The 23,826-nt window shown below is 66.6% G+C and carries 23 protein-coding genes; 12 read left to right on the forward strand and 11 right to left on the reverse strand.

The features are described from left to right. Nucleotides 1-618 precede the first annotated feature (618 nt). Genes A5645_RS15130 through A5645_RS15140 form a run of 3 tightly spaced genes read left to right on the forward strand, consistent with a single transcriptional unit; the run spans nucleotide 619 to nucleotide 3,364 of the window. Entirely contained in the window at nucleotides 619-918 is a 300-nt protein-coding gene (locus A5645_RS15130) for a PE family protein (RefSeq protein ID WP_065034560.1), read from the forward strand. Between the two features lie 27 nt (nucleotides 919-945). Continuing rightward, a complete protein-coding gene (locus A5645_RS15135) occupies nucleotides 946-2,154 on the forward strand; it encodes a PPE family protein (RefSeq protein WP_065130098.1) in 1,209 nt (402 codons plus the stop codon). A 4-nt stretch (nucleotides 2,155-2,158) separates the two neighbouring features. Then, nucleotides 2,159-3,364, forward strand: coding sequence for a PPE family protein (locus A5645_RS15140; RefSeq protein WP_065130099.1), 1,206 nt, complete (start codon nucleotides 2,159-2,161; stop codon nucleotides 3,362-3,364). A gap of 8 nt (nucleotides 3,365-3,372) precedes the next feature. Here A5645_RS15140 and A5645_RS15145 read toward each other — a convergent pair whose 3' ends face one another. From A5645_RS15145 to A5645_RS27805, 7 genes are all read right to left on the reverse strand, one after another. Then, nucleotides 3,373-4,614, reverse strand: a complete 1,242-nt coding sequence (locus A5645_RS15145) for an SLC13 family permease (protein WP_065034557.1) — start codon at nucleotides 4,612-4,614, stop codon at nucleotides 3,373-3,375. A 4-nt stretch (nucleotides 4,615-4,618) separates the two neighbouring features. Then, the gene (locus A5645_RS15150; protein WP_065130100.1) at nucleotides 4,619-5,542 is read right to left on the reverse strand and encodes an MBL fold metallo-hydrolase; all 924 of its coding nucleotides are present in this window, start codon (nucleotides 5,540-5,542) and stop codon (nucleotides 4,619-4,621) included. Further along, nucleotides 5,542-6,300 carry a LamB/YcsF family protein gene (locus tag A5645_RS15155; protein WP_065130101.1) on the reverse strand — a complete coding sequence of 253 codons (759 nt, stop codon included), beginning with the start codon at nucleotides 6,298-6,300 and terminating at the stop codon, nucleotides 5,542-5,544. The genes A5645_RS15150 and A5645_RS15155 overlap by 1 nt, the downstream gene beginning before the upstream one ends. 72 nt (nucleotides 6,301-6,372) lie before the next feature. Next, nucleotides 6,373-7,086, reverse strand: a complete 714-nt coding sequence (locus A5645_RS15160) for a sensor domain-containing protein (protein WP_065034554.1) — start codon at nucleotides 7,084-7,086, stop codon at nucleotides 6,373-6,375. 52 nt (nucleotides 7,087-7,138) lie between these two features. Continuing rightward, nucleotides 7,139-7,978, reverse strand: a complete 840-nt coding sequence (locus A5645_RS15165; protein ID WP_065034579.1) for a metal ABC transporter permease — start codon at nucleotides 7,976-7,978, stop codon at nucleotides 7,139-7,141. 17 nt (nucleotides 7,979-7,995) lie between these two features. Beyond that, complete coding sequence (locus tag A5645_RS27800; RefSeq protein ID WP_065130102.1) at nucleotides 7,996-8,763, reverse strand: metal ABC transporter ATP-binding protein; 768 nt, start codon at nucleotides 8,761-8,763, stop codon at nucleotides 7,996-7,998. Between the two features lie 6 nt (nucleotides 8,764-8,769). Next, nucleotides 8,770-9,633, reverse strand: a complete 864-nt coding sequence (locus A5645_RS27805) for a metal ABC transporter solute-binding protein, Zn/Mn family (RefSeq protein WP_414467382.1) — start codon at nucleotides 9,631-9,633, stop codon at nucleotides 8,770-8,772. A 149-nt stretch (nucleotides 9,634-9,782) separates the two neighbouring features. Between A5645_RS27805 and A5645_RS15180 the strand changes: the two genes are divergently transcribed. Beyond that, nucleotides 9,783-10,862: an Rv3575c family transcriptional regulator gene (locus tag A5645_RS15180; protein WP_065130103.1), complete on the forward strand. Its 1,080-nt coding sequence runs from the start codon at nucleotides 9,783-9,785 to the stop codon at nucleotides 10,860-10,862. A gap of 3 nt (nucleotides 10,863-10,865) precedes the next feature. Here the strand turns inward: A5645_RS15180 and kstR are convergent, their stop codons facing one another. Beyond that, entirely contained in the window at nucleotides 10,866-11,465 is a 600-nt protein-coding gene (gene kstR / locus A5645_RS15185) for a cholesterol catabolism transcriptional regulator KstR (protein WP_036363883.1), read from the reverse strand. Between the two features lie 252 nt (nucleotides 11,466-11,717). Between kstR and A5645_RS15190 the strand changes: the two genes are divergently transcribed. After that, complete coding sequence (locus tag A5645_RS15190) at nucleotides 11,718-13,835, forward strand: acyl-CoA dehydrogenase family protein (RefSeq protein ID WP_065130104.1); 2,118 nt, start codon at nucleotides 11,718-11,720, stop codon at nucleotides 13,833-13,835. 104 nt (nucleotides 13,836-13,939) lie between these two features. Here A5645_RS15190 and A5645_RS15195 read toward each other — a convergent pair whose 3' ends face one another. Both A5645_RS15195 and A5645_RS15200 read right to left on the reverse strand, forming a co-directional pair. Beyond that, nucleotides 13,940-14,470, reverse strand: coding sequence for a hypothetical protein (locus A5645_RS15195; RefSeq protein ID WP_065130105.1), 531 nt, complete (start codon nucleotides 14,468-14,470; stop codon nucleotides 13,940-13,942). A gap of 32 nt (nucleotides 14,471-14,502) precedes the next feature. Next, on the reverse strand, nucleotides 14,503-15,591 hold the full coding sequence (locus tag A5645_RS15200; RefSeq protein WP_065130106.1) for a ferredoxin--NADP reductase: 1,089 nt from the start codon (nucleotides 15,589-15,591) through the stop codon (nucleotides 14,503-14,505). A gap of 147 nt (nucleotides 15,592-15,738) precedes the next feature. Between A5645_RS15200 and hsaA the strand changes: the two genes are divergently transcribed. The 5 genes from hsaA to A5645_RS15225 all read left to right on the forward strand — a co-directional run bounded on the left by hsaA (nucleotide 15,739) and on the right by A5645_RS15225 (nucleotide 20,035). Then, on the forward strand, nucleotides 15,739-16,923 hold the full coding sequence (gene hsaA / locus A5645_RS15205) for a 3-hydroxy-9,10-secoandrosta-1,3,5(10)-triene-9,17-dione monooxygenase oxygenase subunit (protein ID WP_065038490.1): 1,185 nt from the start codon (nucleotides 15,739-15,741) through the stop codon (nucleotides 16,921-16,923). Then, nucleotides 16,920-17,795, forward strand: a complete 876-nt coding sequence (hsaD, locus tag A5645_RS15210; RefSeq protein ID WP_065130107.1) for a 4,5:9,10-diseco-3-hydroxy-5,9,17-trioxoandrosta-1(10),2-diene-4-oate hydrolase — start codon at nucleotides 16,920-16,922, stop codon at nucleotides 17,793-17,795. The genes hsaA and hsaD overlap by 4 nt, the downstream gene beginning before the upstream one ends. Beyond that, the gene (gene hsaC, locus A5645_RS15215) at nucleotides 17,792-18,694 is read left to right on the forward strand and encodes an iron-dependent extradiol dioxygenase HsaC (RefSeq protein ID WP_065130108.1); all 903 of its coding nucleotides are present in this window, start codon (nucleotides 17,792-17,794) and stop codon (nucleotides 18,692-18,694) included. Before hsaD ends, hsaC begins: the two co-directional genes overlap by 4 nt. 2 nt (nucleotides 18,695-18,696) lie before the next feature. Beyond that, a complete protein-coding gene (gene hsaB, locus A5645_RS15220; protein WP_065038493.1) occupies nucleotides 18,697-19,263 on the forward strand; it encodes a 3-hydroxy-9,10-secoandrosta-1,3,5(10)-triene-9,17-dione monooxygenase reductase subunit in 567 nt (188 codons plus the stop codon). A gap of 163 nt (nucleotides 19,264-19,426) precedes the next feature. Further along, nucleotides 19,427-20,035: a hypothetical protein gene (locus tag A5645_RS15225; protein WP_065130109.1), complete on the forward strand. Its 609-nt coding sequence runs from the start codon at nucleotides 19,427-19,429 to the stop codon at nucleotides 20,033-20,035. Between the two features lie 9 nt (nucleotides 20,036-20,044). Here the strand turns inward: A5645_RS15225 and A5645_RS15230 are convergent, their stop codons facing one another. After that, complete coding sequence (locus tag A5645_RS15230) at nucleotides 20,045-21,763, reverse strand: GMC oxidoreductase (RefSeq protein WP_065130110.1); 1,719 nt, start codon at nucleotides 21,761-21,763, stop codon at nucleotides 20,045-20,047. 264 nt (nucleotides 21,764-22,027) lie between these two features. Between A5645_RS15230 and A5645_RS15235 the strand changes: the two genes are divergently transcribed. Next, nucleotides 22,028-22,939 (forward strand): MlaE family ABC transporter permease, encoded by a 912-nt coding sequence (locus tag A5645_RS15235; protein ID WP_081288366.1) that lies wholly within the window; start codon nucleotides 22,028-22,030, stop codon nucleotides 22,937-22,939. After that, on the forward strand, nucleotides 22,939-23,823 hold the full coding sequence (locus A5645_RS15240; RefSeq protein ID WP_065130111.1) for an MlaE family ABC transporter permease: 885 nt from the start codon (nucleotides 22,939-22,941) through the stop codon (nucleotides 23,821-23,823). Before A5645_RS15235 ends, A5645_RS15240 begins: the two co-directional genes overlap by 1 nt. Nucleotides 23,824-23,826: the final 3 nt, after the last annotated feature.

The raw sequence follows: 23,826 nt of genomic DNA on the forward strand, positions 1-23,826 counted from the left end.
TGCGCGAGCAGACGCAAAAGTCCCCGACACGCCGGGTCGTGAGGCGCCTTTGCGTCTGCTCGGCATTGGTGAGCGCCTCCCTCTCTACGTTCCTGCAAGTCCCTCGCACGCATAGGGCGATCTCATGGGCAGCGCCAATACACCCGCCTTCCGTCTACTAGCGGATCGGTCTGATCCGTGCGGAACTCGCTGACGGTAGGGCGGAGCAAGCCGATGGGACAGGCCGGCACGACCAGCAGATCCTATGAGCGTTCACAGGAACCGGACCATTGATAGCGAAATCAAAGAATTCGGACGGGGCAACACGATACCCCTGGACCCGGTACCTTCCGGGACATTTCCGCACTTCACATCCGTGCAAGCTGGCTTTCTGTTAAACGCATCCTGAACAAAAATGTGCGTGAAGTGAATAGTTGGCTGCATCGGTTTCTGTGTCTTCTCATCCAATCTACTGTGTTTCACATGAGAAGACGCCAAAGTTGTTGACCACAAACATCACCGACACTAAGATCACCGGCCTTTTCGCGCCTATCAATGAGTGGATAGACGCCCTCTCGCACCAGCGGCAATAACTTCGCCGTTCTTGCCAAGCATCTACATCTACCCGGAGGAATCTCGATGTCTTTCGTACGCACATACCCAGAACACCTCGCGGCCGCCGCCAGCAATCTGCAGACCTTGGGCACGGCCCTGAATGCGGGCACCGCGGCCGCTGCGGCGCCGATCACGGGGGTGATCCCCGCCGCTATCGACGAGGTGTCGATCCTGACGGCGGCGCAGTTCGCCATGCACGGTCAGCGGTTCCAAGAACTGAGTGCGCAGGCTGCTCGGATCCAGGCGATGCTTGCGGCGGCGCTGGCCACCAGTGGCGGCTCCTACGGCGAGACCGAGGCGGCCAACGCCGTCTTGGCGCACTGAACGGCCGAGGCGCGAGGAGCCAAAGCAATGGTCGACTACGGTTTGCTGCCGCCCGAAATCAATTCCGCCCGAATCTATGCCGGGCCGGGGGCGGCGTCGCTGATCACGGCAGCGGTGGCATGGAACAACCTGGCGGCTGACTTCCAGGCCGCGGCCTCGGGGCACCGTTCGGTGATCGAAGGGTTGACGAGCGGTCCGTGGCTGGGTCCGGCTTCGACGAAGCTTGTCGCCGCTGTTTCCCCGTTCATCATCTGGCTGAACAGCAGCTCGGAACAGGCGGCTGAGGCCGCCAGCCAGGCGGCCGCCGCGGCGTCAGCTTACGAAAGGGCTTACGCGGCAAGCGTTCCACCACCGCTGATCGCGGCCAACCGCAACCTGTTGCAGGAGCTGGTCGCGACGAATCTGCTCGGGCAGAACAGTGCGGCGATCTCGATGCTGGAGGCCCAGTACGGAGAGTTCTGGGCTCAAGACTCGGGGGCGATGTACACCTATGCCGGAAGCTCCTCAGCGGCAACAAATTTGACCCCCTTGGCCGCACCCGCCGAGGTGGTGGATCCGCTCGGGGTGGCCGACCAGGCTTCCGCCGTTCTCAAGGCGGCGGGTCAAGGCGTACAGAACCAAATGAACAGCATGGGATCCCAGATAACTCCGCGCGTGAGCGACATGGTGAAGGCGTTGTCCTCGCCGCTCAATGGTCAAGGCCCGGCGCTGGACGCCTGGATCATGGCTAACACCCCCTTTGACGACATCGTCCCGCTGTACAGCAAGTACCTATCGCCGTACGTCAACTCGCTCGCAGCCATGATCCAGTCGACGCAGACCGTCGGTCAGAACACCAGCGGTTGGTCCGGCATCGGCAACCTGGCGAACACGCTGCTCAAGCCGGCAGCGCCGGCGGCGGCGAAGGCCGCCGAGGGTGCCGCGCAGGCCGCGGCCGGCGCCGCGCAGGCGGCGAGCGGGGCCGCCGGCAACCTCGGAACTGGACTGGGGGGCATCACCGGAAGTCTGGGTAAGGCACTGCCGATCGGCGGTTTGTCGGTGCCGTCCAACTGGGTCCCGTGGCATGCCACCACGAATCCTGGTGTCGCCGCGGCCATTCCAGCTGCCGCGGAAGGTGCCAACACCTTCCCGATGGCCCCGCCGTTCGGACAGTTCGTCAACGGCGGTTATGGCCGCAACGTCCCGACGTATGGCTTCAAGCCGTTGGTCATGGCGAAGCCACCGGCCGCCGGTTGAACCAATGGTGGACTATGGCATGTTGCCGCCCGAGATCAACTCCGGGCGCATATACACCGGGCCGGGGGCCGGTCCGCTACTGGCTGCCGCAGCGGCATGGGGTGGCGTGGCGGGCGACTTCGAATCCGCTGCGGCAGGCCATCGTTCGGTGATCGGGGAGCTGACCAGCGGTCCGTGGCTCGGGCCTGCGTCGGAGTCGCTGCTGTCCGCGGTGACGCCGTTCATCGCGTGGCTGGACAACAGCGCCGAGGAAGCCGGCCAGGCGGCGAGCCAAGCGTTCGCGGCCGCGGCGGCTTACGAAGCGGCGTTTGCAGCGTCAATACCCCCACCGGTGATTGCGGCCAACCGCGCGCTACTGGCGGCGTTGGTCGCGACCAACTTCCTCGGGCAGAACACTGCGGCTATCGCGGCGACCGAAGCGCTGTACATGGAGTTTTGGGCTGAGGACGCCGCGGCCATGTACAACTATGCAGGCAGCTCGGCGGCCGCGACGGAGCTGGACGAGTTGCCGCAGCCGGCCGAGGTGGTCAACCCGGGCGGGGCGGCCGACCAGGCCGCCGTGGTCGCCAAGAGCGCGGGTGAAGCCGTTCAGACGCAACTCAATAGCATTCAGGCGCAGCTCATGCCGCGACTCGGCGACGTGCTGCAGACGCTGTCGTCGCCGCTCAACGGTCAGGGCACTGCAATCGATCAGTGGCTGATGGCAAACACACCGTTCGACGACCTCGTTCCGCTCTACAACAAATACATCTCGCCTTATATGAACTCGGTAGCGTTCATGTTTCAGGACACGCTCTTCGTCGGCGACGAAACCGCCGGCTTCGCCAAGCTTGGCAGTTTTGCCAACGATCTGGCTCCTACGCTGCAGGCCGCGGGCCAGGCGGCGCAGGCTGCAGGGCAGGCGGCGGCCAGCGCCGGGGCCAATCTCGGTAACAGCCTCGGCGGCGTGGCGGCCGGCTTGGGTAAGGCCGTTCCTCTTGGCAGCGGTTTGTCGGTCCCGGCGAGCTGGACATCGGCGACCGGATCGGCGGGGTCGGGGGTGACGGCGATCGGTAATGCGACGACGGCTTCGGTGGCAGCCGAAGGCGCGGCAAGTAATGTGCCGATGCCTCCGCCGTTCGGGCAGTTCGTGAACGCCGGCGGCGGTCGGAAAACTCCGGCATACGGACACCGACTGACATTCATGACCAGGCCGCCGGCGGCCGGCTAGCAACCGCACTAAAGACCGAAAACGCGGACACTGATCCAAAGCGCGACTACGGATATCACAAGGGCCGCGGGCACGGTGCACAGGCCGAGCCGGGTGTACTCACCCACGCTCGGCGCGACGTTGTGCTGGCGCAGCACCCGGCGCCACAGCAGATTCGACAGCGAGCCGACGTAGGTCAGGTTCGGGCCGATGTTGACGCCGATCAGCGTGGCCAGCACGGCCGGGGGGCCGCTGGCCGCGACCAGCGGCACCAACACCAGCGTCGCCGGCAGGTTGTTGACCATGTTGGCCAGCACCGCGGCCAGCGCGGCGATGCCCAGCAGGGCCGGCAGGCCGGTTCCGGTCGGCACCAGCGACGACATCTTGGCCGTCATTCCGTTGAGCATCACAGCTTGTACGACGATGCCCAGAGCCGGGACGAATACCAGGAACGGCACGTTCGCCGAGCGAACGATCTCGACAAGGGAGGTGTGCCGACGGCGCAGACTCCGTACCGCCAGCACGGACGCGCCGGCCAGCGCCGCCCACGCCGGCGCGACGTCCAACCATTCGGCAACGGCAAACCCGACCAGGGTCAGCCCGACCACCACCAGCACGAATACCGGGGGAGTCGGGGGCGGACCAAGGTCGGTGCGGTCGGGCTGGGTGCGCAGGTCGCGGGCGAAGAACCAGCGGAAGACGACGTACACCGCGGCTATTGCCGACAGCCACGGTAACGCCATGACCAGGGTGAACTTGACGAACGAGATGTGCGCACTGCGGAAGACGAGCAGGTTCGTCAGATTCGACACCGGAAGCAGCAGCGACGCCGAGTTGGCAAGATGCGCCGTGGCATAGGCGTACGGCGGGGCCGGGGTCCGCAACTGGCGCACGGTGACGAGCACCACCGGCGTCAGCAGCACGACCGTCGCGTCCAGGCTGAGTACCGCGGTGATGACGCCGGAGATGACGAACACCTGCCGCAGCAGACCGTACGACCCCGAACTGCCGCGCGCCATCGCCGCACCGGCCGCCTCGAACAAACCCTCGTCGTCGCACAGCTTGGCCAGCACCAGCACCGCGCCCAGGAAACCGACCACCCGGCCGAGCCCCACGATCTGCGCTCCGGCCTGATGCGTGGAGATCGCTCCCATCGCGATCAGGATGGCCGCCGCGGGGACGGCCGCCGCAGCCTCCGGCCAACCCCGCGGGCGCGCGACCGCGAACCCGAGCACGACAGCCAGCAGTACCAGCGAAAGGGTCAGTATCAACGTGTCAGGCCCAGGGATCCTCGCGCTGCCAGACCGTCGGCATCTGCACCGCTATTCCGTCCTCGGCGGCCAACTCTTCGAGCACCCGGATAGAGACATCCAGGTCATCCCCGGCATAGGGCAAGGCCCGCAACGGCTTTGACAGCGGGCGGAAAAAGTCGTCCCAATGGATGAGGACCACGCGCCGGGCTCCCACCGCCCGTACGGTCTCGTTCCAGTATTCGACGACATAGGAGCGCGGCTGCAGGCCTAGTTGTCCCACGCTGAGATAGACGGCATCGGCACGCATACCGTTGAGCGCCCCGGCGACGTAGCCGGCGCTGCCCTGGACCAGCAGTCGCCGGTCCGACGGGCGATGGTGGATCAGCGTCGACCAGGACTCGCCGCAGCGGTAGGCCGAGGCCTTCACCGGCGGGCGGACCGGAGCGCTGATCACCCCGGGAAAGCGGTCCGGCGGGCAGTGGTGTGACTCGACCAGCGTTACATCGAAGGCGCCCAACGTCATTGGCACCCTCGATGCCGCCACGACGAGCCGGTCCTCCGGCAACCCGTGTCCACGTCCCACGTTGGCCGCCGACTGCCCGCCGACCAGTGGGGCACCGGTGCGTTCGGCCACCAAGGCCGAATCCAGCACGTGGTCGATGTGGGTGTGCACGGGAATCACCGCGGCAAGCCGAGAAACCTTGGCCCGGGCCAGGCAACCGTCGACCCGGGCCGCTGACGGGGCCACCCTGCCCGCCGCGACTTGGGCCAGGCCCGGACGGGAAAAATAGCCGTCGGTCAGCAGCGGCGGGGATGATCCGTCGTCGACCAGCAGCGTCGCCACACCCATCCATGTCACCGAAAGCGGTGAATCGTTTTCTGCCGCTGGGACATTGAAGCGATCCGTGTAGCGCGCGAGATCCGGACGACCGAATTTCAGCCGCATCAGCAGAACGCTCCGATCTCGACGCCGGCCGCTTCCAGTCCAGCACGCACCCCGCGGGCGATATCCACGGCGCCTGGCGAATCACCGTGCACACAAACGGATTTGACAGTTATAGGAATCGTCGACCCATCGATCGCGGTGACCTGCCCGTCGGACACCATGCGCGCCACCCGCTGCGCGATCGTCCTCGGATCGTGCAGCACCGCATCCGGTTCACGACGGGAGACCAAACTTCCGTCAGGCCGGTAGGCGCGGTCGGCGAACGCTTCGGCCACGGTGCGCAGGCCCAGGCGTTCGGCTTCGTCGAAGAACGCCGAACCGACCATGCCCAGTACCGGCAGCGCGGAATCGACACTGTCGACCGCCTCGGCGACCGCGGCGGCCTGCTCCCGGTTGGTCACTATCGTGTTGTACAGCGCGCCATGAGGTTTGACGTAGGACACCACCGAACCGGCCGTCTGCGCCAGCGCCTGTAGCGCACCGATCTGGTAGATGATGTCGGCGAGCAGATCCTCGGCCGCGACGTCGATGAAGCGCCGACCGAAGCCGGCCAGGTCCCGGTAACTGACCTGCGCGCCGATGCGTACGCCGCGGTCGGCGGCCGACCGGCATACCCGCAACAGCCCGGCCGGGTCTCCGGCATGGAAACCGCACGCCACGTTGGCGCTGGTGACGATCTCGAGCATCGCGTCGTCGTCGCCGAGCTGCCAGACGCCGAACCCTTCGCCCAGGTCGGCGTTGAGATCGATGCGGTCCACCTGGCTAGCTTAGGCCCGCCGACGATGTCCGCCGCTTGCGGTAGCGGAGGAGGTGGGCGATCCAGGTCCGGCCTACAGCTTCGCGATGTTGCCCGCGATCTGGTTGGCGATCTCGACTGCGGCCGAGCCCATTTGGTCGTAGGAGCACGCCACGATGTCGATCGCAATGTTGTTGCGCACCGTCAGGGCCCGCTGGCAGGCCCAGCCGTTGCCGGCTTCCTGGGTTTGCGAGCTGGTCAGAATGCCATTGTCGTCGGTCACGTCGCCCACCGACCAGATGGTGTCGGGCTGAGTCGGGCTGACGTCGTTGAAGCGACGGTTCGAGCAGGCCTTCCAGCTCTGCACCGAAGACCGGTAAAAGTTGCTGGCGTCTTGGGCATTCGGGAACGCCACCACCGCCTGGATGGCGTAGTGCTTGCGTTTCTTGGAGTCGTCGACGCTGTCGTCCAGGCGCTGTCCGCGCATGGCGGTCCACCCGGTGCCCGCATAGACCTTGTCCTGCGCGGCACCGTCCACAGCCAGGCAATCCTTGTCGGACACGTTCTTGCTCCAGTCCCACATCCCCTTGGCGGGAAACCAGACCTTCATCGAGGTGGCGCCCAACGCGCTGTTGATCTGGCTGGAATCCAGCAACAGCCCCTCCAGAGCGTTGACGGCAACTGGCCTCTGGTTAGCCAGGCCTGCTTTCTCCCCGGCAATCGCGCTGCCGTCAACCAGATCCGTGCAGCCGGCGGCGAGCAAGCACACGCCGGCCAGCGCGACGAGCGCGACGATTCGCTGGCGCACGTGATTCCCTCCCCACCTTCACGGGCTGCGGTTCCCCAACCGAATCTCCAGCTTAGTGCCGCGCCACGCGGTATTTCCCCAGCATCCAGCAAAACAGGTAGATGACAAACGAAATGGCGGCCACGAATACCGAGACGGGAACCCCCGGCGCCAGGGACAGCACGATCCCGCCGACCGCGGCGACCTCAGCGAACAGCACCGACGTCGCTATCGCCAACGCGGGCGCGGTGACCACGCGCGCGGCCGCGGCCGCCGGAGTGATCAGCAACGACATCACCAGCAGCGCCCCGACGATCTGGACGGCCTGGGCGGCGACCACCCCGACCAACGCTGCGAACACGATCCCCAGCGCGCGCACCGGGACCCCGCGGGCCGCCGCGACGTCCGGGTCGACCGTCGCAAACAGCAACGGCCGGTAGCAGCAGCCCAGGACGGCGATGACGAGCACGCATACCGCCGCGAGCATGGCCAAACCCGCGTAGCCGACTCCGACGATCTGACCGGTCAGCAACGCGAAACTGGTGCCGGTACGGCCGGGGTACAGGTGGATGAACAGCACAGCCAGGCCCAGGCCGAAAGCGAGCACCACCCCGATCGCCGAATCTCGTTCCCGGGCGCGCTGGCCGAGCACCCCGAACAGGGCGGCCGCCAGCGCGCTGCCCACCAGAGCGCCCACCCCGACGTCGAACCCGGCCAGCAAAGCGAATGCCGCTCCGGTCAAAGATAATTCGCTAGACCCGTGCACAGCGAACGACATCTGGCGCAGCACGATGAACGGCCCGATCAACCCGGCCACCAGACCCAACAATGCCGCGGCGATCAGCGCCTGCTGCACGAAATCATGCCGGAGCAGATGCGCGGTCAGATCGACCGCGAACAGATGGTCCAACATCTCGGTGAGGCGTTCGTTCACAGGTGCCGCCCGTCCGGAACGCCAACCACGAAGTACTGGTCCTTGACCCTGACGACTTCGACGTCGGCCCGATACAGTTCCGACAGCGTCCGGGCGGTCATCACCGACTCGACGGTGCCGACCCGGAACCGTCCGTCCACCAGGTACAGCACCCGGTCCACATACGGCAGGATCGGATTCACCTCGTGGGTGACGACGATGACCGCTGTGCCGGCATCGCGGCGGCGCCGGTCGATCAGCGCCGCGATGAGCCTCGCGTTGGCCGGGTCAAGCGCCAGCAGCGGCTCATCGCACAGCATGACGGCTGGGTCGCTGGCCAGCGCCTGCGCTATCCGTACCCGCTGTAGTTCACCGCCGGACATCAGCCCGACCCGCACATCGGCCAACCGTTCGCCGCTGACCTGCTGCAGTGCCCGCTGCACGGCCGCCCGCCGCCGCGCCCGGTCGCTGCGCCGCAGCGCCAACACACCCCAGCGGTGGCCGTCGACGCCCATGCCGACCAGGTCGCGTCCGCGCAGTAGCACCTCCCGATCCAACGGATGATGCTGCGGCACATAGCCAACCGGCCCCTGCACCGTCGCGGTCCCGGCGCTCAACGGTAGTTGCCCGAGCAGCACCTTGAGCAGCGACGTCTTGCCGCTGCCGTTGGGACCCAGTACCGCGATGAATTCGCCGGCAGAGACGTTCAATTCGAGATTGTCCCAGAGCACGCGGTCACCGAAGGCCAGTCGCGCGCCGGCCAGCGCGACCGCTTCAGCGCCCACGGATCCTCAGCTGTCCGACTTCAGCGCGTCCGTCAACTGGCTGACGGTATTGCGCTGCCAGGTCAGGTAATCGGAACCGCTGGGTAGGTTCTCGGACACTTCGGCCACCGGAACCCCGGCTCGGCGGGCGGCGGCCTGAAGGTCGGCGATGGCGGGGGTGCTGGTCTGCGGGTTGATCAACAGCGCCGCGACGTCGCGATTGTTGATCAGGTCCAGGACGGACGCCATGTCGGCGGGGGCGGGGTCGTCGTCGTTCTCATTGGCTTCGGCGAAGGCCGGCGGAGTGCGGTTGATCAGTCCCGATGCAGTCAGCAGGTAGTGCACCACCGGTTCGGTCGCGATGACGCCGGTGGCTGGGTGCGCGGCCGCGATGGCGTGCTCGGACTTGACGATCGCATCGGCGCCGCGGCCGAATTCGATTGCGTTGGCCCGATAATCCATCGAGTTGGACGGGTCGATCACCGCGAGGCGCTCGGCGATGGCCGCGGCCACCGCCTTGGCGACTGTCAGGTTGTAAAAGACGTGCTCGTCGGGAGCGTCGTTCACGGTTCCCAGATAGGCAAAAGCATCGACCGCCTGAATGCCGCGATGTACGGTCAGCACCCGTTCCACCCACGGGTCATAGCCGCCGCCGTTGTAGACCACCAGATCCGCGTCAGCCAGCGCGGCCGCGTCGGCGGCGGTGGCCTGATACGAGTGGGGGTCGGCGTTGGCGCCGTTGAGGATGGACTTGACGGCGATGTGGTTACCGGCGACCGCCCGTGCCACGCTGCCCCACACCTCTGTGGAGGCCACGACCGCAACGGCTCCCGGGTGAGCCGGACCGGTGGATGCGCAACCCGACAGCGCGGTCGAGCCGAGCAGGCCCACCGCGACGGCACGCAGCCACGTCCGCCAGCATTTCCGCACGTCGATTCCTTCCACCCGGCCGAGAGGCCGACGCACCATACTAATGAAAACCGTTTCCATTAGAAAGTCGGGTGCAGGCCTACCGCCGCATCCGTTGTAGCCTCCCGAGCATGAGTCCCACACCGCGCAGGCGGGCGACTCTGGCGTCGTTGGCGGCCGAACTCAAGGTGTCCCGCACCACGATCTCCAACGCCTTCAACAGACCGGATCAGCTCTCGCCCCAACTCCGGGAGCGGGTGCTCGCCACCGCCAAGCGCCTAGGTTACGCGGGACCGGACCCGGTCGCGCGATCACTGCGCACCCGCAAGGCCGGTGCCGTCGGCCTGGTGATGACCGAGGCGCTGACGTACTCGTTCAGCGACCCGGCGGCACGGGATTTCGTTGCGGGAGTAGCGCAGTCGTGCGAGGAGCTCGGACAGGGGCTGCTGCTGGTGGCGGTGGGACCCAGCCGCAGCATCGAGGACGGCACCGCGGCCGTGCTGGGGGCCGGGGTGGATGGTTTCGTGGTCTATTCGGTCCGCGACGACGACCCGTACCTGCAGGCCGTGTTGCAACGTCGCCTGCCCGTGGTGGTGGTCGACCAACCGGTCGGCCTGTCGGGGGTGTCGCGGGTCGGCATCGACGACCGCGCCGCCATGCGCGAGCTCGCGGAGTATGTGCTGGGCCTGGGGCATCGTGAGATCGGTTTGCTGACAATGCGACTCGGCGACGACCGGCGCATGGGCCTGGTGGACGCCGAACGGCTGCGGTCGCTGACCTTCGACGTGCAGCGGGAACGCATCATCGGCATCTGGGAGGCAATGACGGCGGCCGGTGTCGACCCGGATTCGCTGACGGTGGTGGAGAGCGACGAGCACCTGCCGACCTCGGGCGGTGATGCCGCGAAGCTGGCGCTGGAAGCCAATCCGCGCATCACCGCACTGATGTGCACCGCGGACATCCTGGCCCTGTCGGCGATGGATTACCTTCGCGCACACGGGATTTACGTGCCTGGTCAGATGACGGTCACCGGGTTCGACGGTGTCGACGATGCCATCAGCCGTGGGCTGACCACGGTCGCACAGCCGAGCTTGCAGAAGGGCCGGCGCGCCGGTGAATTGGTGCTCAAGCCGCCGCGGTCCGGGCTGCCGGTGGTCGAACTGCTCGCCACCGAGCTGATCAGGGGCCGCACTTGCGGGCCGCCCGCGTGACGGTCAGCTCGCGGACTGATCGCCGATCAGCAACCGCACGGCCAGATCCAGTCGCTTGCTGACGTCGGTGGCCGAGGCACGGCGGGTGAGCCAGGCCAGCAGGTTGGAAAGCCACACATCCGAGATGACCCGGGCGATGTGGTACTGGTCCTCGGTCGGTTCGCCGTCGCTCATCGCCCGCGCGAACATGCTGTCGATCAGCTTCTCAACCTGATCGACCTCGGCGGCCGCGGATGCGTCGGCGAACACGTAGGCGCGCGTCATGGCCTCGGTCAGCAGCGGATTGCGCTGCATCGCCCGGTTGAGCTTGCCGACCATGAAGTTCAACCGCTGGAACGGAGTGCCGCCGGCTACGGCCGACCGGTCGGTCTTGGCGTCGATGCGGCTGAACTCCCGCCCCAGCGCCGACACGAGCAGGTGCACCTTGGACGGGAAGTACCGGTACAGCGTGCCGACGGCCACGTCGGCGCGGTCGGCCACGGCGCGCATCTGCACGGCCTCGTAGCCACCCTTGGACGCGATTGCCATGGTGGCGTCCAGGATTCGCTTGCGGCGTTCGCGTTGCGCCTCCGAGCCGAGTTCGGACTCAGCCAGTACCGCCATGTTCAGAACCTCACCGGGCCGGCGGCCGGGAGCAGTGTGCCGAGTCTGGTCCGCGGACGACATGCCCACGAACGATACGCATTCTCAGCGTGCATCTCCCACCTCCCCGCAGCCGGGACAACGACGTGTACTGGCCGAATAACCGCCGACTTGACGGTTGATCGCTTCCACTATTAGAACACGTTCTAGTGTGGAGGAAAGATTCCCGGACCCATCTCGGCCATGTGGCCACGCCGACGCGGAGGACTACTGGTGGTAGCGACCGTCACCGATGAACAGTTCGCGGCGCGCGAACTGGTGCGCGACTGGGCCCGCGGCGCGGCCTCGGGCTCGTCCGCGACGGTGGCGGTGCGCGCCGTCGAGCAGGGTGACGCCGACGCCTGGCGTCCGGTGTTTTCCGGGCTGGCCGACCTGGGCCTGTTCGGGGTGGCCGTCGCCGAGGACGCCGGCGGCGCCGGTGGCAGCATCGAGGACCTGTGCGCGATGGTCGAGGAGGCGGCCAAGGCGCTGGTGCCGGGACCGGTGGCGACGACCGCGCTGGCCACTTTGCTGGTCACCGACCCCGAGTTGCTGGGTGCGCTGGCATCCGGGGAACGGTTCGCCGGCCTCGCGCTCGAGGCCGACGTGCGATTCGACGGTCAGGTGGCCTCCGGCACCGTGGCGTGGGTGCTCGGCGCCGCCGCCGGCGGTGTTTTGCTGGTGCCCGCCGAAGAGAACTGGCTGCTCGTCGACACTTCGGCCGAGGGTGTCGAGTTGGAGCCGCTGCAGGCCGCGGACTTCTCCCGGCCGCTGGCGCGGGTGGCGCTGACGTCGGTGCCGGCCACCGTTGTGGAGGTATCGGATCAGCGGGTGCGCGATCTGGCGGCGACCCTGCTGGCCGCCGAGGCCGCCGGCATCACCCGGTATTCGCTGGAGACGGCGGTGGCCTACGCCAAGGTGCGCGAGCAGTTCGGCAAGCCGATCGGAAGTTTCCAGGCCATCAAGCACCTCTGCGCGGAGATGCTGTGCCGCGCCGAGCAGGCCGAAGTGGCCGCTGCCGATGGGGCGCGCGCCGCATCGGATCCCGACCCGCAGCAGTTCGCCATCGCCGCCGCACTGGCCGCGAGCGTCGGTATCACCGCCGCGAAAGCCAACGCCAAGGACTGCATCCAGGTGCTCGGCGGGATCGGTTGCACCTGGGAACACGACGCGCACCTGTATCTCCGCCGGGCCCACAGCATCGGCCGTTTCCTGGGCGGCTCAGAGCGCTGGCTGCGCCGGGTCGCCGCGCTGACCCAGCAGGGTGTCCGCCGCCAGTTGGGCATCGACCTGTCCGACGTCGAGGGATCCCGACCCGAGATCGCCGCCGCGGTCGCGAAGGTCGCCGAACTTCCGCAGGAAAAGCGGCAAGTGGCGCTGGCCGAAGCCGGCCTGTTGGCGCCGCACTGGCCGGCCCCCTATGGGCGCGCCGCGCTGCCGGCCGAGCAGCTGCTGATCGACCAGGAGATGGCGGCCGCCGGGGTGGTGCGGCCGGATCTGGTGATCGGCTGGTGGGCGGCGCCCACTCTGCTCGAACACGGCACACCCGAACAGATCGAGCGCTTCGTGCCGGCCACCCTGCGCGGCGATTTCCTTTGGTGCCAACTGTTTTCCGAGCCGGGAGCCGGTTCGGACCTGGCGTCGTTGCGCACCAAAGCCGTGCGCGGTGACGGCGGCTGGCTGCTCACCGGACAGAAGGTCTGGACGTCGGCGGCCCACAAGGCGGCCTGGGGCGTGTGCCTGGCCAGGACCGACCCCGACGCGCCCAAGCACAAGGGCATCACGTACTTCCTGATCGACATGAAGTCGCCGGGCATCGAGATCCGGCCGCTGCGCGAGATCACGGGTGACTCGCTGTTCAACGAGGTGTTCCTGGACAACGTCTTTGCACCTGACGACATGGTCGTCGGCGCGGTCAACGACGGGTGGCGGCTGGCCCGCACCACCCTGGCCAACGAACGCATCGCGATGGCCACCGGCACCGCGCTGGGCAACCCGATGGAAGAGCTACTCAAGGTCCTCGCCGAGATCGACCTCGACGCCGCCCAACAGGATCGGCTGGCCGGGCTCATCCTGCTCACCCAGGCCGGCGCGCTGCTCGACCAGCGCATCGCGCAGCTCGCCGTGGGCGGCCGTGACCCGGGGGCGCAATCCAGCGTCCGCAAGCTGATCGGCGTGCGCTACCGGCAGGCGCTCGCCGAATACATGATGGACGTCTCCGAAGGGGGCGGTCTGGTGCACAACTGCGCCGTGTACGACTTCCTCAACACGCGGTGCCTGACCATCGCCGGCGGGACGGAGCAGATTTTGCTGACGGTCGCCGCCGAACGGCTGCTGGGCCTGCCGCGCTAGGTTCTGCGACCCGGTTTCGCCGAGACTGAAAGTCTGCGGGTCCCTACTCGCACTTCGCTGCGGATTTTCAATCTCGGTGGGGCGCAGCCGCACCCGCTCGAACCCTAGGTGATCTGCGTCTGTGCGCAGGTACTGGGCGAGGTCAGGTTCACGCCCGAATAGACCACCTGCATGTGGGTGCACACGAACACCATCGCGTTGCCCATCGGCTGGCCCGTCGACCAGCTCGTCGAGTTGATGACGCCGGTGGTCTGATACTTGTCCGGCGGGCCTTCACCGAAGTACTGGGTGGTGATCGTGTCGGTCCCACCCTCTTTGAACACCCGCTCGAACTGGCTGGTGGCGTGCGCGTCCAGATACGCCAGTCGGTTGTTGGACCGGATCTCGGTGGTCTGCCGGGCCCACAGTCCGGGCGGGAAACCCGCCGGGCCGTCGGGCGTGCGCAGGTTGGCACCCGCAACGAAGTCACAGGTGCCGCCACCGTGGCAGTTGACGTAGGAGTGAGTCTCGAGCTGGTTCGCCTCGTCCACCGGGAACAGCGTGGTGGCCATGTTGTCGCCGGCGGCCGCGATGGGGCTGGGCAAGAACGCCACCATGAGCCCGACCAGCGCGAGACCCGGTAACAGCCGTTTCATCCTGTTGTCCCTTCCCGGGGTGACTCCTGTGCCTACTCGTCGTAGGTGACTTCTACCGAATCAGATTCCGGGTGAGATTGACAGGCCAAAATTAGCCCCTCGTCTAGGTCTTCTTGCTCCAGCACGTCGTTGACCTCCATCGAGACTTTGCCGCTGCGCAGGGTGCAGGCGCACGCGCCGCAGTGGCCCTCCCGGCAGGAGAAGGGCGCGTCGAGGCCCTTGGCCAGCAGCACATCGAGCAGCTTGGCGCTGCGCGGCCAGGAGACGGTGTGGGTTTCGCCGTCCAGCTCCACCACCGCGGTGGCTGGCGGCTCGTCGCCCGTCTGCTCGACCTTGACCGCCGCGAACGGATCGGACTCCAGCGACTTGAACACCTCGATGTGTATCTGACCGGCCGGCACCTTGAGGGCTTCCAGGGCTTGGCGCGCCGCCTCCATGAACGGCCCGGGCCCACAGATGTAGGCGGGCCGGTCGGTGAACGGCCCGGCCAGCTTGGCCAACGCGGCCGCGCTGGGCAGTCCCTGCAGCGATTCCAGCCAGTGCACCACGGTCAGCCGGTCCGGGTACTTGGTCGCCAACTCCTGCAGGGCGTCACCGAAAATCACCGAGCGGTCGTCCCGGTTGGCGTAGACGAGCGTCACCTGCCCACTGCCTTCGATCAGCGCCGACTTGCAGATCGACATGATCGGGGTGATCCCACTGCCGGCCGCCAGCAACAGGAAATCGTCGTCCAGCGTCTTGGGCACGAAGGTGCCCGACGGGGCCAGCACATGGATCCGCATGCCCTGGTGCGCGTTGTCACACAGCCAATTGGACCCGTACCCGTCCGCGGTTCGCTTGACGGTGACCGTCAGCGCCTCGTCGGTGTACGGCGAGCTGCACAACGAGTAGCAGCGGGCGACCGAGCCGGTGCGGTCGCTGGGGATGCGCAGCGTCAGGAACTGGCCGGGCGCATACCGCAGCCGCCCCGGCGGGAGCTCGGGGTCTCCGGCGCCGTCCGGGACGGTGAACACCAGCGACCGCGCGTCATCGGTTTCGGCGACCACTTCGGCGATCTGCAGCTCTAGGACGTGATCGCCGAGCGGCTCGTCGGGGACGCCCCCGGAAGTATCCGCTGTCACGACCTGCCCTTCCTTCCGTCTGAACTAGAACATGTTATAGAAAACCCGTTTAGTACCGCTACCAGCCGCAGGAATACCCTGCTCGACACAAATCGGAACGTGTTCTAGTCTTTTGTCTATGTCCGCTCTCCCAGGAGGCAAACGTAAGTGACGTCCATTCAACAACGTGACGCGCAGTCGGTCCTCACCGCCATCGACGATCTGCTGCCACGGATTCGGGAGCGCGCCCAGGCGACGGAAGACCGGCGCCGGTTGCTCGACGAGACGGTCCAGGAACTGGACGAGGTTGGTTTCTTCACCCTGCTGCAGCCTGAGCAGTGGGGCGGGCTGCAATGCGACCCGGCCCTGTTCTACGAGGCGACCCGGCGGCTGGCTAGCGCGTGCGGCTCCACCGGCTGGGTCAGCTCCATCATCGGCGTGCACAACTGGCACCTGGCGTTGTTCGACCAGCAGGCGCAGGAAGAGGTCTGGGGCGACGACCCCAGGACGCGGATCTCGTCGTCGTACGCCCCGATGGGTGCCGGCGTCGTGGTCGACGGCGGCTACCTGGTCAACGGCTCGTGGAACTGGTCATCGGGGTGTGACCACGCGTCCTGGGCATTCCTGGGCGGACCAGTCATCAAAGACGGCCGGCCGGTCGACTTCGGCAGCTTCCTGATCCCGCGCAGCGAGTACCGCATCGACGACGTCTGGCACGTGGTGGGGCTGCGTGGCACCGGCAGCAACACGATCGTCGTCAAGGACGTGTTCGTGCCCCGGCACCGGTTCCTGTCCTACAAGGCGATGAACGACGGCACCGCCGGCGGATATCAGACCAACACCGCGCCGGTGTACAAGATGCCTTGGGGCACAATGCATCCCACTACAATCTCGGCGCCGATCGTCGGGATGGCCTACGGCGCCTATCAGGCGCACGTCGAGCATCAAGGCAAGCGGGTGCGCGCGGCGTTCGCCGGTGAGAAAGCCAAGGACGACCCGTTCGCCAAGGTGCGCATCGCCGAAGCGGCCAGTGACATCGACGCGGCGTGGCGGCAGTTGAGCGGCAACGTCGCCGACGAGTACGCGCTGCTGTCCGCCGGCAAGGAGATCCCGTTCGACCTGCGCGCCCGCGCCCGCCGCGACCAGGTGCGTGCCACCGGGCGGGCGATCGCGTCGATCGACCGGCTCTTCGAAGCTTCCGGCGCCACCGCCCTGGGCAACGATCAACCGGTGCAACGCTTCTGGCGCGATGCGCACGCCGGCCGGGTGCACGCGGCGAACGACCCCGAGCGGGCCTACCAAATCTTCGGGAACCACGAGTTCGGGTTGCCGCCCGGCGACACGATGGTATGACCGCGACCGACGAGATAACGTTCGAGTCCACCTCGCGTTATGCGGAGGTCGATGTCGATGGGCCGCTGAAGCTGCACTACCACGAGGCGGGGATCGGCAACGCGCCGACGGTGGTGCTGTTACACGGCGGCGGGCCCGGCGCGTCGAGCTGGACGAACTTCTCCCGCAACATCGCGGTCCTGGCCGAGCGCTTCCACGTGCTGGCCGTCGATCAGCCCGGCTACGGGCACTCCGACAAACGCGCCGAGCACGGGCAGTTCAACCGCTACGCGGCCAGGGCGCTCAAGGGCCTGTTCGACCAGCTCGGTCTGAAACGCATTCCGCTGGTGGGTAATTCGCTGGGCGGGGGCACCGCGGTGCGCTTCGCGCTGGACTATCCCGACCTGGCCGGCCGCTTGGTGCTGATGGGTCCGGGCGGTCTGAGTGTCAACCTGTTCGCCCCCGACCCGACCGAGGGCGTGAAGCGGCTCGGCAAGTTTTCCATGGAGCCCACCCGGGAAAATCTCGAAGCGTTCCTTCGGGTGATGGTCTACGACCAGAAGCTGATCACCCCGGAATTGATCGACCAGCGGTTCGAGCTGGCCAGCACGCCGGAATCGCTAACCGCTACGCGCGCGATGGGAATGTCGTTCTCCGGGGCCGACTTCGAGCTCGGCATGATGTGGCGCGAGGTGTACAAACTGCGCCAGCCGGTGCTGCTGATCTGGGGTCGCGAAGACCGGGTCAACCCGCTCGATGGCGCCCTGGTTGCGCTGAAAACCATCCCGCGGGCTCAATTGCACGTTTTCGGGCAGTGTGGACATTGGGCCCAGGTGGAGAAGTTCGACGAGTTCAACAGACTCACGATTGATTTCTTAGGAGGTGCGAGATGAGCATCCGGTCACTGGGCTATCTACGCATCGAGGCCACCGACATGGCTGCGTGGCGCGAGTACGGCCTGAAGGTCCTCGGCATGGTCGAGGGGAAGGGCACCACCGAAGGTGCGCTGTACCTGCGCATGGACGACTTCCCCGCACGTCTGGTGATTGTGCCGGGTGAACACGACCGGCTCGCCGAGGCCGGCTGGGAATGCGCGAATGCCGAAGGGCTGCAGGAGATTCGCAATCGGCTCGACGTCGAGGGCACCCCGTATAAGGAGGCCACCGCCGCCGAACTCGCCGACCGCAGGGTCGACGAGATGATCCGGTTCTCCGACCCGTCGGGCAACTGCCTGGAGGTCTTCCACGGCGCCGCGCTGGAACACCGGCGGGTGGTGAGCCCCTATGGGCACACGTTCGTCACCGGTGAGCAGGGTCTGGGCCACGTGGTGTTGACCACCCGCGACGACGCCGAGACATTGCATTTTTACCGGGATGTGTTGGGCTTCAAGCTGCGTGACTCGATGCGGCTGCCACCGCAGCTTGTTGGACGGCCTGCCGATGGAGCGCCGGTGTGGCTGCGCTTTTTGGGCTGCAACCCCCGTCACCACAGCCTCGCCTTCATGCCCGGGCAGACGCCCAGTGGCATCGTGCACCTGATGGTGGAGGTGGAGAACGCCGACGACGTCGGGCTGTGCCTGGACCGGGCGCTGCGCAAGAAGGTGAAGATGTCGGCAACCCTGGGCCGGCACGTCAACGACCTGATGTTGTCCTTCTACATGAAAACGCCGAGCGGCTTCGACATCGAATTCGGTTGCGAAGGAAGGAAAGTCGCCGACGACGACTGGATCGCCCGGGAAAGCACCGCGGTGAGCCTATGGGGCCACGACTTCTCGGTCGGCTTCAAGAGCTAGCCATGAATGCTGCGCCGATCGATCCGCGCGCGTTCCGTAGCGTGCTGGGCCAATTCTGCACCGGCATCACCATCATCACCACCGTGCACGACGACGTGCCGATCGGTTTCGCCTGCCAGTCGTTCGCCGCGCTGTCGCTGGACCCGCCACTGGTGTTGTTCTGCCCGACCAAGGTCTCGAGATCGTGGAAAGCCATCGAGGCCAGCGGCCGGTTCTGCGTGAACGTGCTGACCGAGAGCCAGAAACACGTCTCCGCGCGCTTCGGCTCCAAGGAGCCCGACAAGTTCGCCGGAATCGACTGGCAGCCATCGGAACTCGGTTCGCCCGTCATCGAGGGATCACTGGCCTACATCGACTGCACGGTCGCGTCCGTGCATGACGGTGGCGACCACTTCGTCGTCTTCGGTGCGGTCAACTCGCTGTCCGAGGTGCCCAAGATCAAGCCGCGCCCGTTGCTGTTCTACCGCGGCGAGTACACCGGCATCGAGCCGGACAAGACCACCCCCGCTCAGTGGCGCGACGACCTGGAAGCCTTCCTCACCACGACCACCCAGGACACCTGGCTCTAGCGAGCCGATGTAAACAAATTCGACAAAGCATTGGTGCATCGGAAAATGTCCAATAATTGGACTTTTGCCCGCTCGATTATCGCCATTGTTTTTTGCAATAACTGCATTTAATTTCTCTGTGACGGCCCCGTGCCGGGGTACCGACCACAGATAGGGCAAAGCAATGACAATCGAAGCAGCCGAATCCCGGGTTTCCGAACTGCGCAAGCGCGAGGCGTCCGACGAAGCCTGGCAATGGATTCTCGAACTGAAAGAGCGGGCTAAGTCCGATGGGGCGGCCGCGGAGGTCGAGCTCAACGCGATCTTCAGCAAAGGCGCCGTACCGACCAGCCTGGACGGTCCGACGAACGGGATCCTGGTCATGACCACGACCAACCCGGTTGTCGACGCGGCCGTCCGGTTCGTCACCAACCTGTGGATGCCGTGGCAAGGGAAGCGCTTCGACTCCGAGGGTCGCGCCGGCGACAACCGGATGACATCCAGCTCGCGCCTGCCGTCGAAGCTGCTGTGGCCGCTGTACCGGATGAAAGACGCCGCCGACGGCAAGCTCGCCTTCGACTTCAAGACCTATCACGACGCCGGCAAGCTGGACCCGGACGTGCAGGTCCTGGTCATCGACTATGCCGACGTCAAGGAGAACCCGTACGTCATCATCCGCAGCATCCGCGACGAGCTGGTCGAGGTGGTGCCGGGCACCTATCTCGGCAAGATCCTGTTCCGGCTGCCGAAGGGGCGCTACGAGATGATCGGCTTTTTCGCGCTGCGCACCTAGACGTCCGGCTCAGGCCCGGTCGTCAGCCTCGACGGCCGGGTCGTAGCCGGGCAGGTCCAGTTCCTCGCGCAACAGTTCGGCGGCACGTTCGGCGAACATCGAGATCGTCAGGAACGGGTTGACCCCGATGGCGCGCGGGATCACCGAGGCGTCGCACACGTACAGGCCGTCGTAGGTGCCACCGTCGGGCCGGAACACCCGCCCGGCGTGGTCGACCACTCCGGCGTCGACGTTGTCGGCGGTGACGCACCCACCCATCGGGTGAGCGGTGATCAGGTGTTTGCCCAGGAAGCGCTTGTCCCAGCGCGGGTTCTTGATGTACGTGCCGCCGATGGCCTCCACGGCCGGGCGCATCACGGCGTCCACGTCCTTGTACACCCGCTCGGTCGGGGCACCCGGCCAGTCGATCTTCACGCTGCCGTTCTTGCGCAGCACCAGCTCTCCGTCGGAGTTGTCGTGCACCATGATCAAGAAGCCCAGCGAGTGATTCATCGCCCCATCGGTGTTGAACGTGATGTCGCGGCGCCAACGCTCCAACTTGGCCTTGCGGTAGTCGCGGTGGCTGGCCGCCGCCAGTCCCATCAGGCCGAACCGAAAGCTGTCGACGAGCGCTCGTGGCAGCGAGAGATCTTGAACCGTGAATCGTTTTCGCAGGTCAGACTGGTCGGCACCGAAGCGCATCGCCGCCGTGATGCTGGGGCCGCAGGCCAGCAGTGAGCGTGGCGGGCCATCGGTGGTCGCCCAGGTCTGGGTGTCGGTGCGCATGTCGGTGTTGTAGGCGATGCCGAAGTTGTCGCCGTTGCCGCTGAAGTTCTTGCCGAGCCGGGTGGACAACGGCAATCCCGCCTGGCTTGAGCGCAGCAGGATCCCGTTGCTGCCCAGCGTCCCCGCCGACACCACCACCCGCCGCGCGACGACTGCGATCTCCTTGCCCGCGCCCTTGTCACCGGTGCGCCGGGTCACCACGCGCCAGCGTCCGTCGCCTGCCGGCTCGATGCGCTGTGCCTCGATGCCGGCGAACAACTCCACGCCGAAGTGGGCGGCCATCGGCAGGTAGTTGGTCATCAACGTGTTCTTCGAACCGGTGTTGTCGCCGGTGCCGTCGCCGCCGTGATTGGGGCAGCGCCGCCGCCGCACGCCGTACTTGGTGACCCGATCCTCGGTGCTGACCGTGATGTCGAGCAGCTGCAGCTGGGCCCCGGCGTTCTTGGCGATCTGCGTGAACGCCTCTACCCGGCGCAGCGGCACGTTCTCGGCGTAGGGCACGGCACCGAGCATCCGCTTGGCCCGCGCATAGTACGTTTCCAGACCTCCGACGGACGGGCCTTGGTCCACCGACCGTTGGAACTCCCGCGGCCACGAGGACAGGAAGACTTCCCGGTCAGGCACGATCGCCACGTTGAAGTTGATCAACGAGGTGCCGCCGAGGCCGTTGGCGTGGATGACATCGATGGTCTTGAACCGCTCGACCTCGATCAGGCCCAGCGGGTTGAACGGCGATCGCAACTGCGCCGCCGCCGCCTTCTCGGTCTCGGGGAAGCTGCCCGTCGGATGCTCCGACCCGCGCTCGAGCACCGCAATGCGCAGCTTGGCGCCCGCGCGCGCATTGGCGACCCCGAGCCGTGCGGCGGTGATTGCGCCGCCGTACCCGGAACCCAGGATCACCACGTCGTACTCGCCGCCCAATGCTTGCGGCGGTGTCGCCAGAGGCGCAGCCATTTCCGCCATGTCAGCAACCTCCGAATCGGTCGAATGTGTAGCGCAGCTTAAACCCTCGACCACGCTGCTACCAGAGTTGTCGCGACATTCGCTCCGCGATTTACGTTCGCCGCATTCAATGGCGATAATCGTGTCAGCGTAAAGTTGCTTTACATCACGAATTCGGCACCCGGTGTCAGCAATGAAAAAATGGCGGATAAGTCTCGCTTTAATAATCTGCGGTGTTGTACTGTGCGAACTCACCACTTTCCAGCTTCACTGATCGGGACCGCCATGCCGTTTTTGTCTGCCGCGCCGGATTTGTCGGCGACAGCCGCGGAATTGCAGGCACCTCGGCAGTCGGCTCCCGAGACCACCCGCCGCGCGCCCGGTGGGGCTGTCGTCAAAGTGGGACGCCGCGCGGTGGGCAAGGCCGACCGTTCGCTGCAGACCCTCGGCCGCTTCTTCGAACTGGCCGCTCAGTCGGCGATCTACCTGGCCACCGACCTCGTCCGGCTGCGCCACCCGTGGCGGGACACCCTCAACCAGGCGGCGTTCATCGTCAGCGTCACCGCCATACCGGCTCTGCTGATCTCCATCCCGTTCGGTGTCATCGTCGCCGTCCAGGTGGGCAGCCTCATCCAACAAGTGGGCGCGACGTCGATCTCCGGCGCGGCCGGCGGCCTCGGGGTGATCCGTCAGGCCGCGCCGATCGTGGCCGCGCTGCTGCTGGGTGGGGCCGCCGGTGCCGCGGTGACCACCGACTTGGGCGCCCGGAACATCCGCGACGAGGTGGACGCCCTGCGGGTGATGGGTATCGACCCGGTGCAGCGCCTCGTCACGCCGCGGCTGGCGGCGATGGTCCTGGTGGCGCCGCTGCTGTGCGTCTTCATCATCTTCATGGGGCTGTCCGCCGGCTACGTGATCAACGTCGGCTATCAGTCCGGCACCCCGGGCAGCTACATCGCCTCCTTCGGATCGTTTGCCACGACAACAGATCTCGTGGTGGCCCTGCTCAAGACCTGGCTGTTCGGTGTGATCGTCACCTTGATCGCCTGCCAGCGCGGGCTGGAGGCCCGAGGCGGCCCACGCGGTGTCGCCGACGCCGTCAACGCCTCGGTGGTGCTGGGCGTGGTCACGGTATTCCTGCTCAACCTGGTGATCACGCAGTTCGTCACCATGTTCATGCCGACCAGGGTCGGCTGATGACCGGGTTCACCGCGCGACCGTCGCGCTACCTACCGCACGGACTGGCCACCGCCGTCCGGTTGCCGATGTCACTGGGCCACCGCGGCCTGTCGTTCTTCGAGCGCCTCGGCCATCAGGCGACATTCGTCGTCCAGATGCTTGGCGCGGTACCGCGGACATTCGCCAGGTACCGGCGCCATACCGGCACCATCCTGGTCGACATGGTCTGGGGGAGTGGGTCACTCATCGTCGGTGGCGGAACGGTCGGCGTGCTGGTTTTCATGGGCGCCGCGATCGGGGCGTCGGTCGGAATCGAAGGGTATGCCGCCCTGGACATGGTCGGCATGGGACCGCTCACCGGATTCATCTCCGCCTACGCCAACACCCGCGAAATGGCGCCGATGATCGCCGCGATCGGATTCGGGGCCCAGGCCGGCACCCGGATGACCGCCGAGCTCGGCGCCATGCGTATCTCCGAGGAGATCGATGCCCTTGAGGTGCAGGGGATTCAGTCGATTCCGTACGTGGTGACCCCACGGGTGATCGCCAGCGTGATCACCATCGTCCCGCTCTACCTGCTGGCGTTGGTGCTCAGCTACCTGTGTTGCGCGCTGGTGGTCAATGTGGTGCACCGGCAGTCGTCGGGCACCTACGGCCACTACTTCGACCCGTTCATCCAGCCGTCCGACGTGCTGCTCTCGATCGTCAAGGCAAGCATCTTCGTGCTGCTGATCGTGGCGATCCACTGCTACGAGGGTTACTACGCCGCTGGTGGCCCAGAAGGCGTCGGGCACGCTTCCGGGCGGGCGATCCGCGCCAGCCTGATCTCGGTGGTCGTGGCCGACATGGTGCTGACGTTGGTGTTCTGGGGCAACAATCCGGGTCTGCGGCTGTCGGGGTAGCGG

This window comes from Mycobacterium asiaticum (genome assembly GCF_001673635.1).
Classification (GTDB): domain Bacteria; phylum Actinomycetota; class Actinomycetes; order Mycobacteriales; family Mycobacteriaceae; genus Mycobacterium; species Mycobacterium asiaticum_C.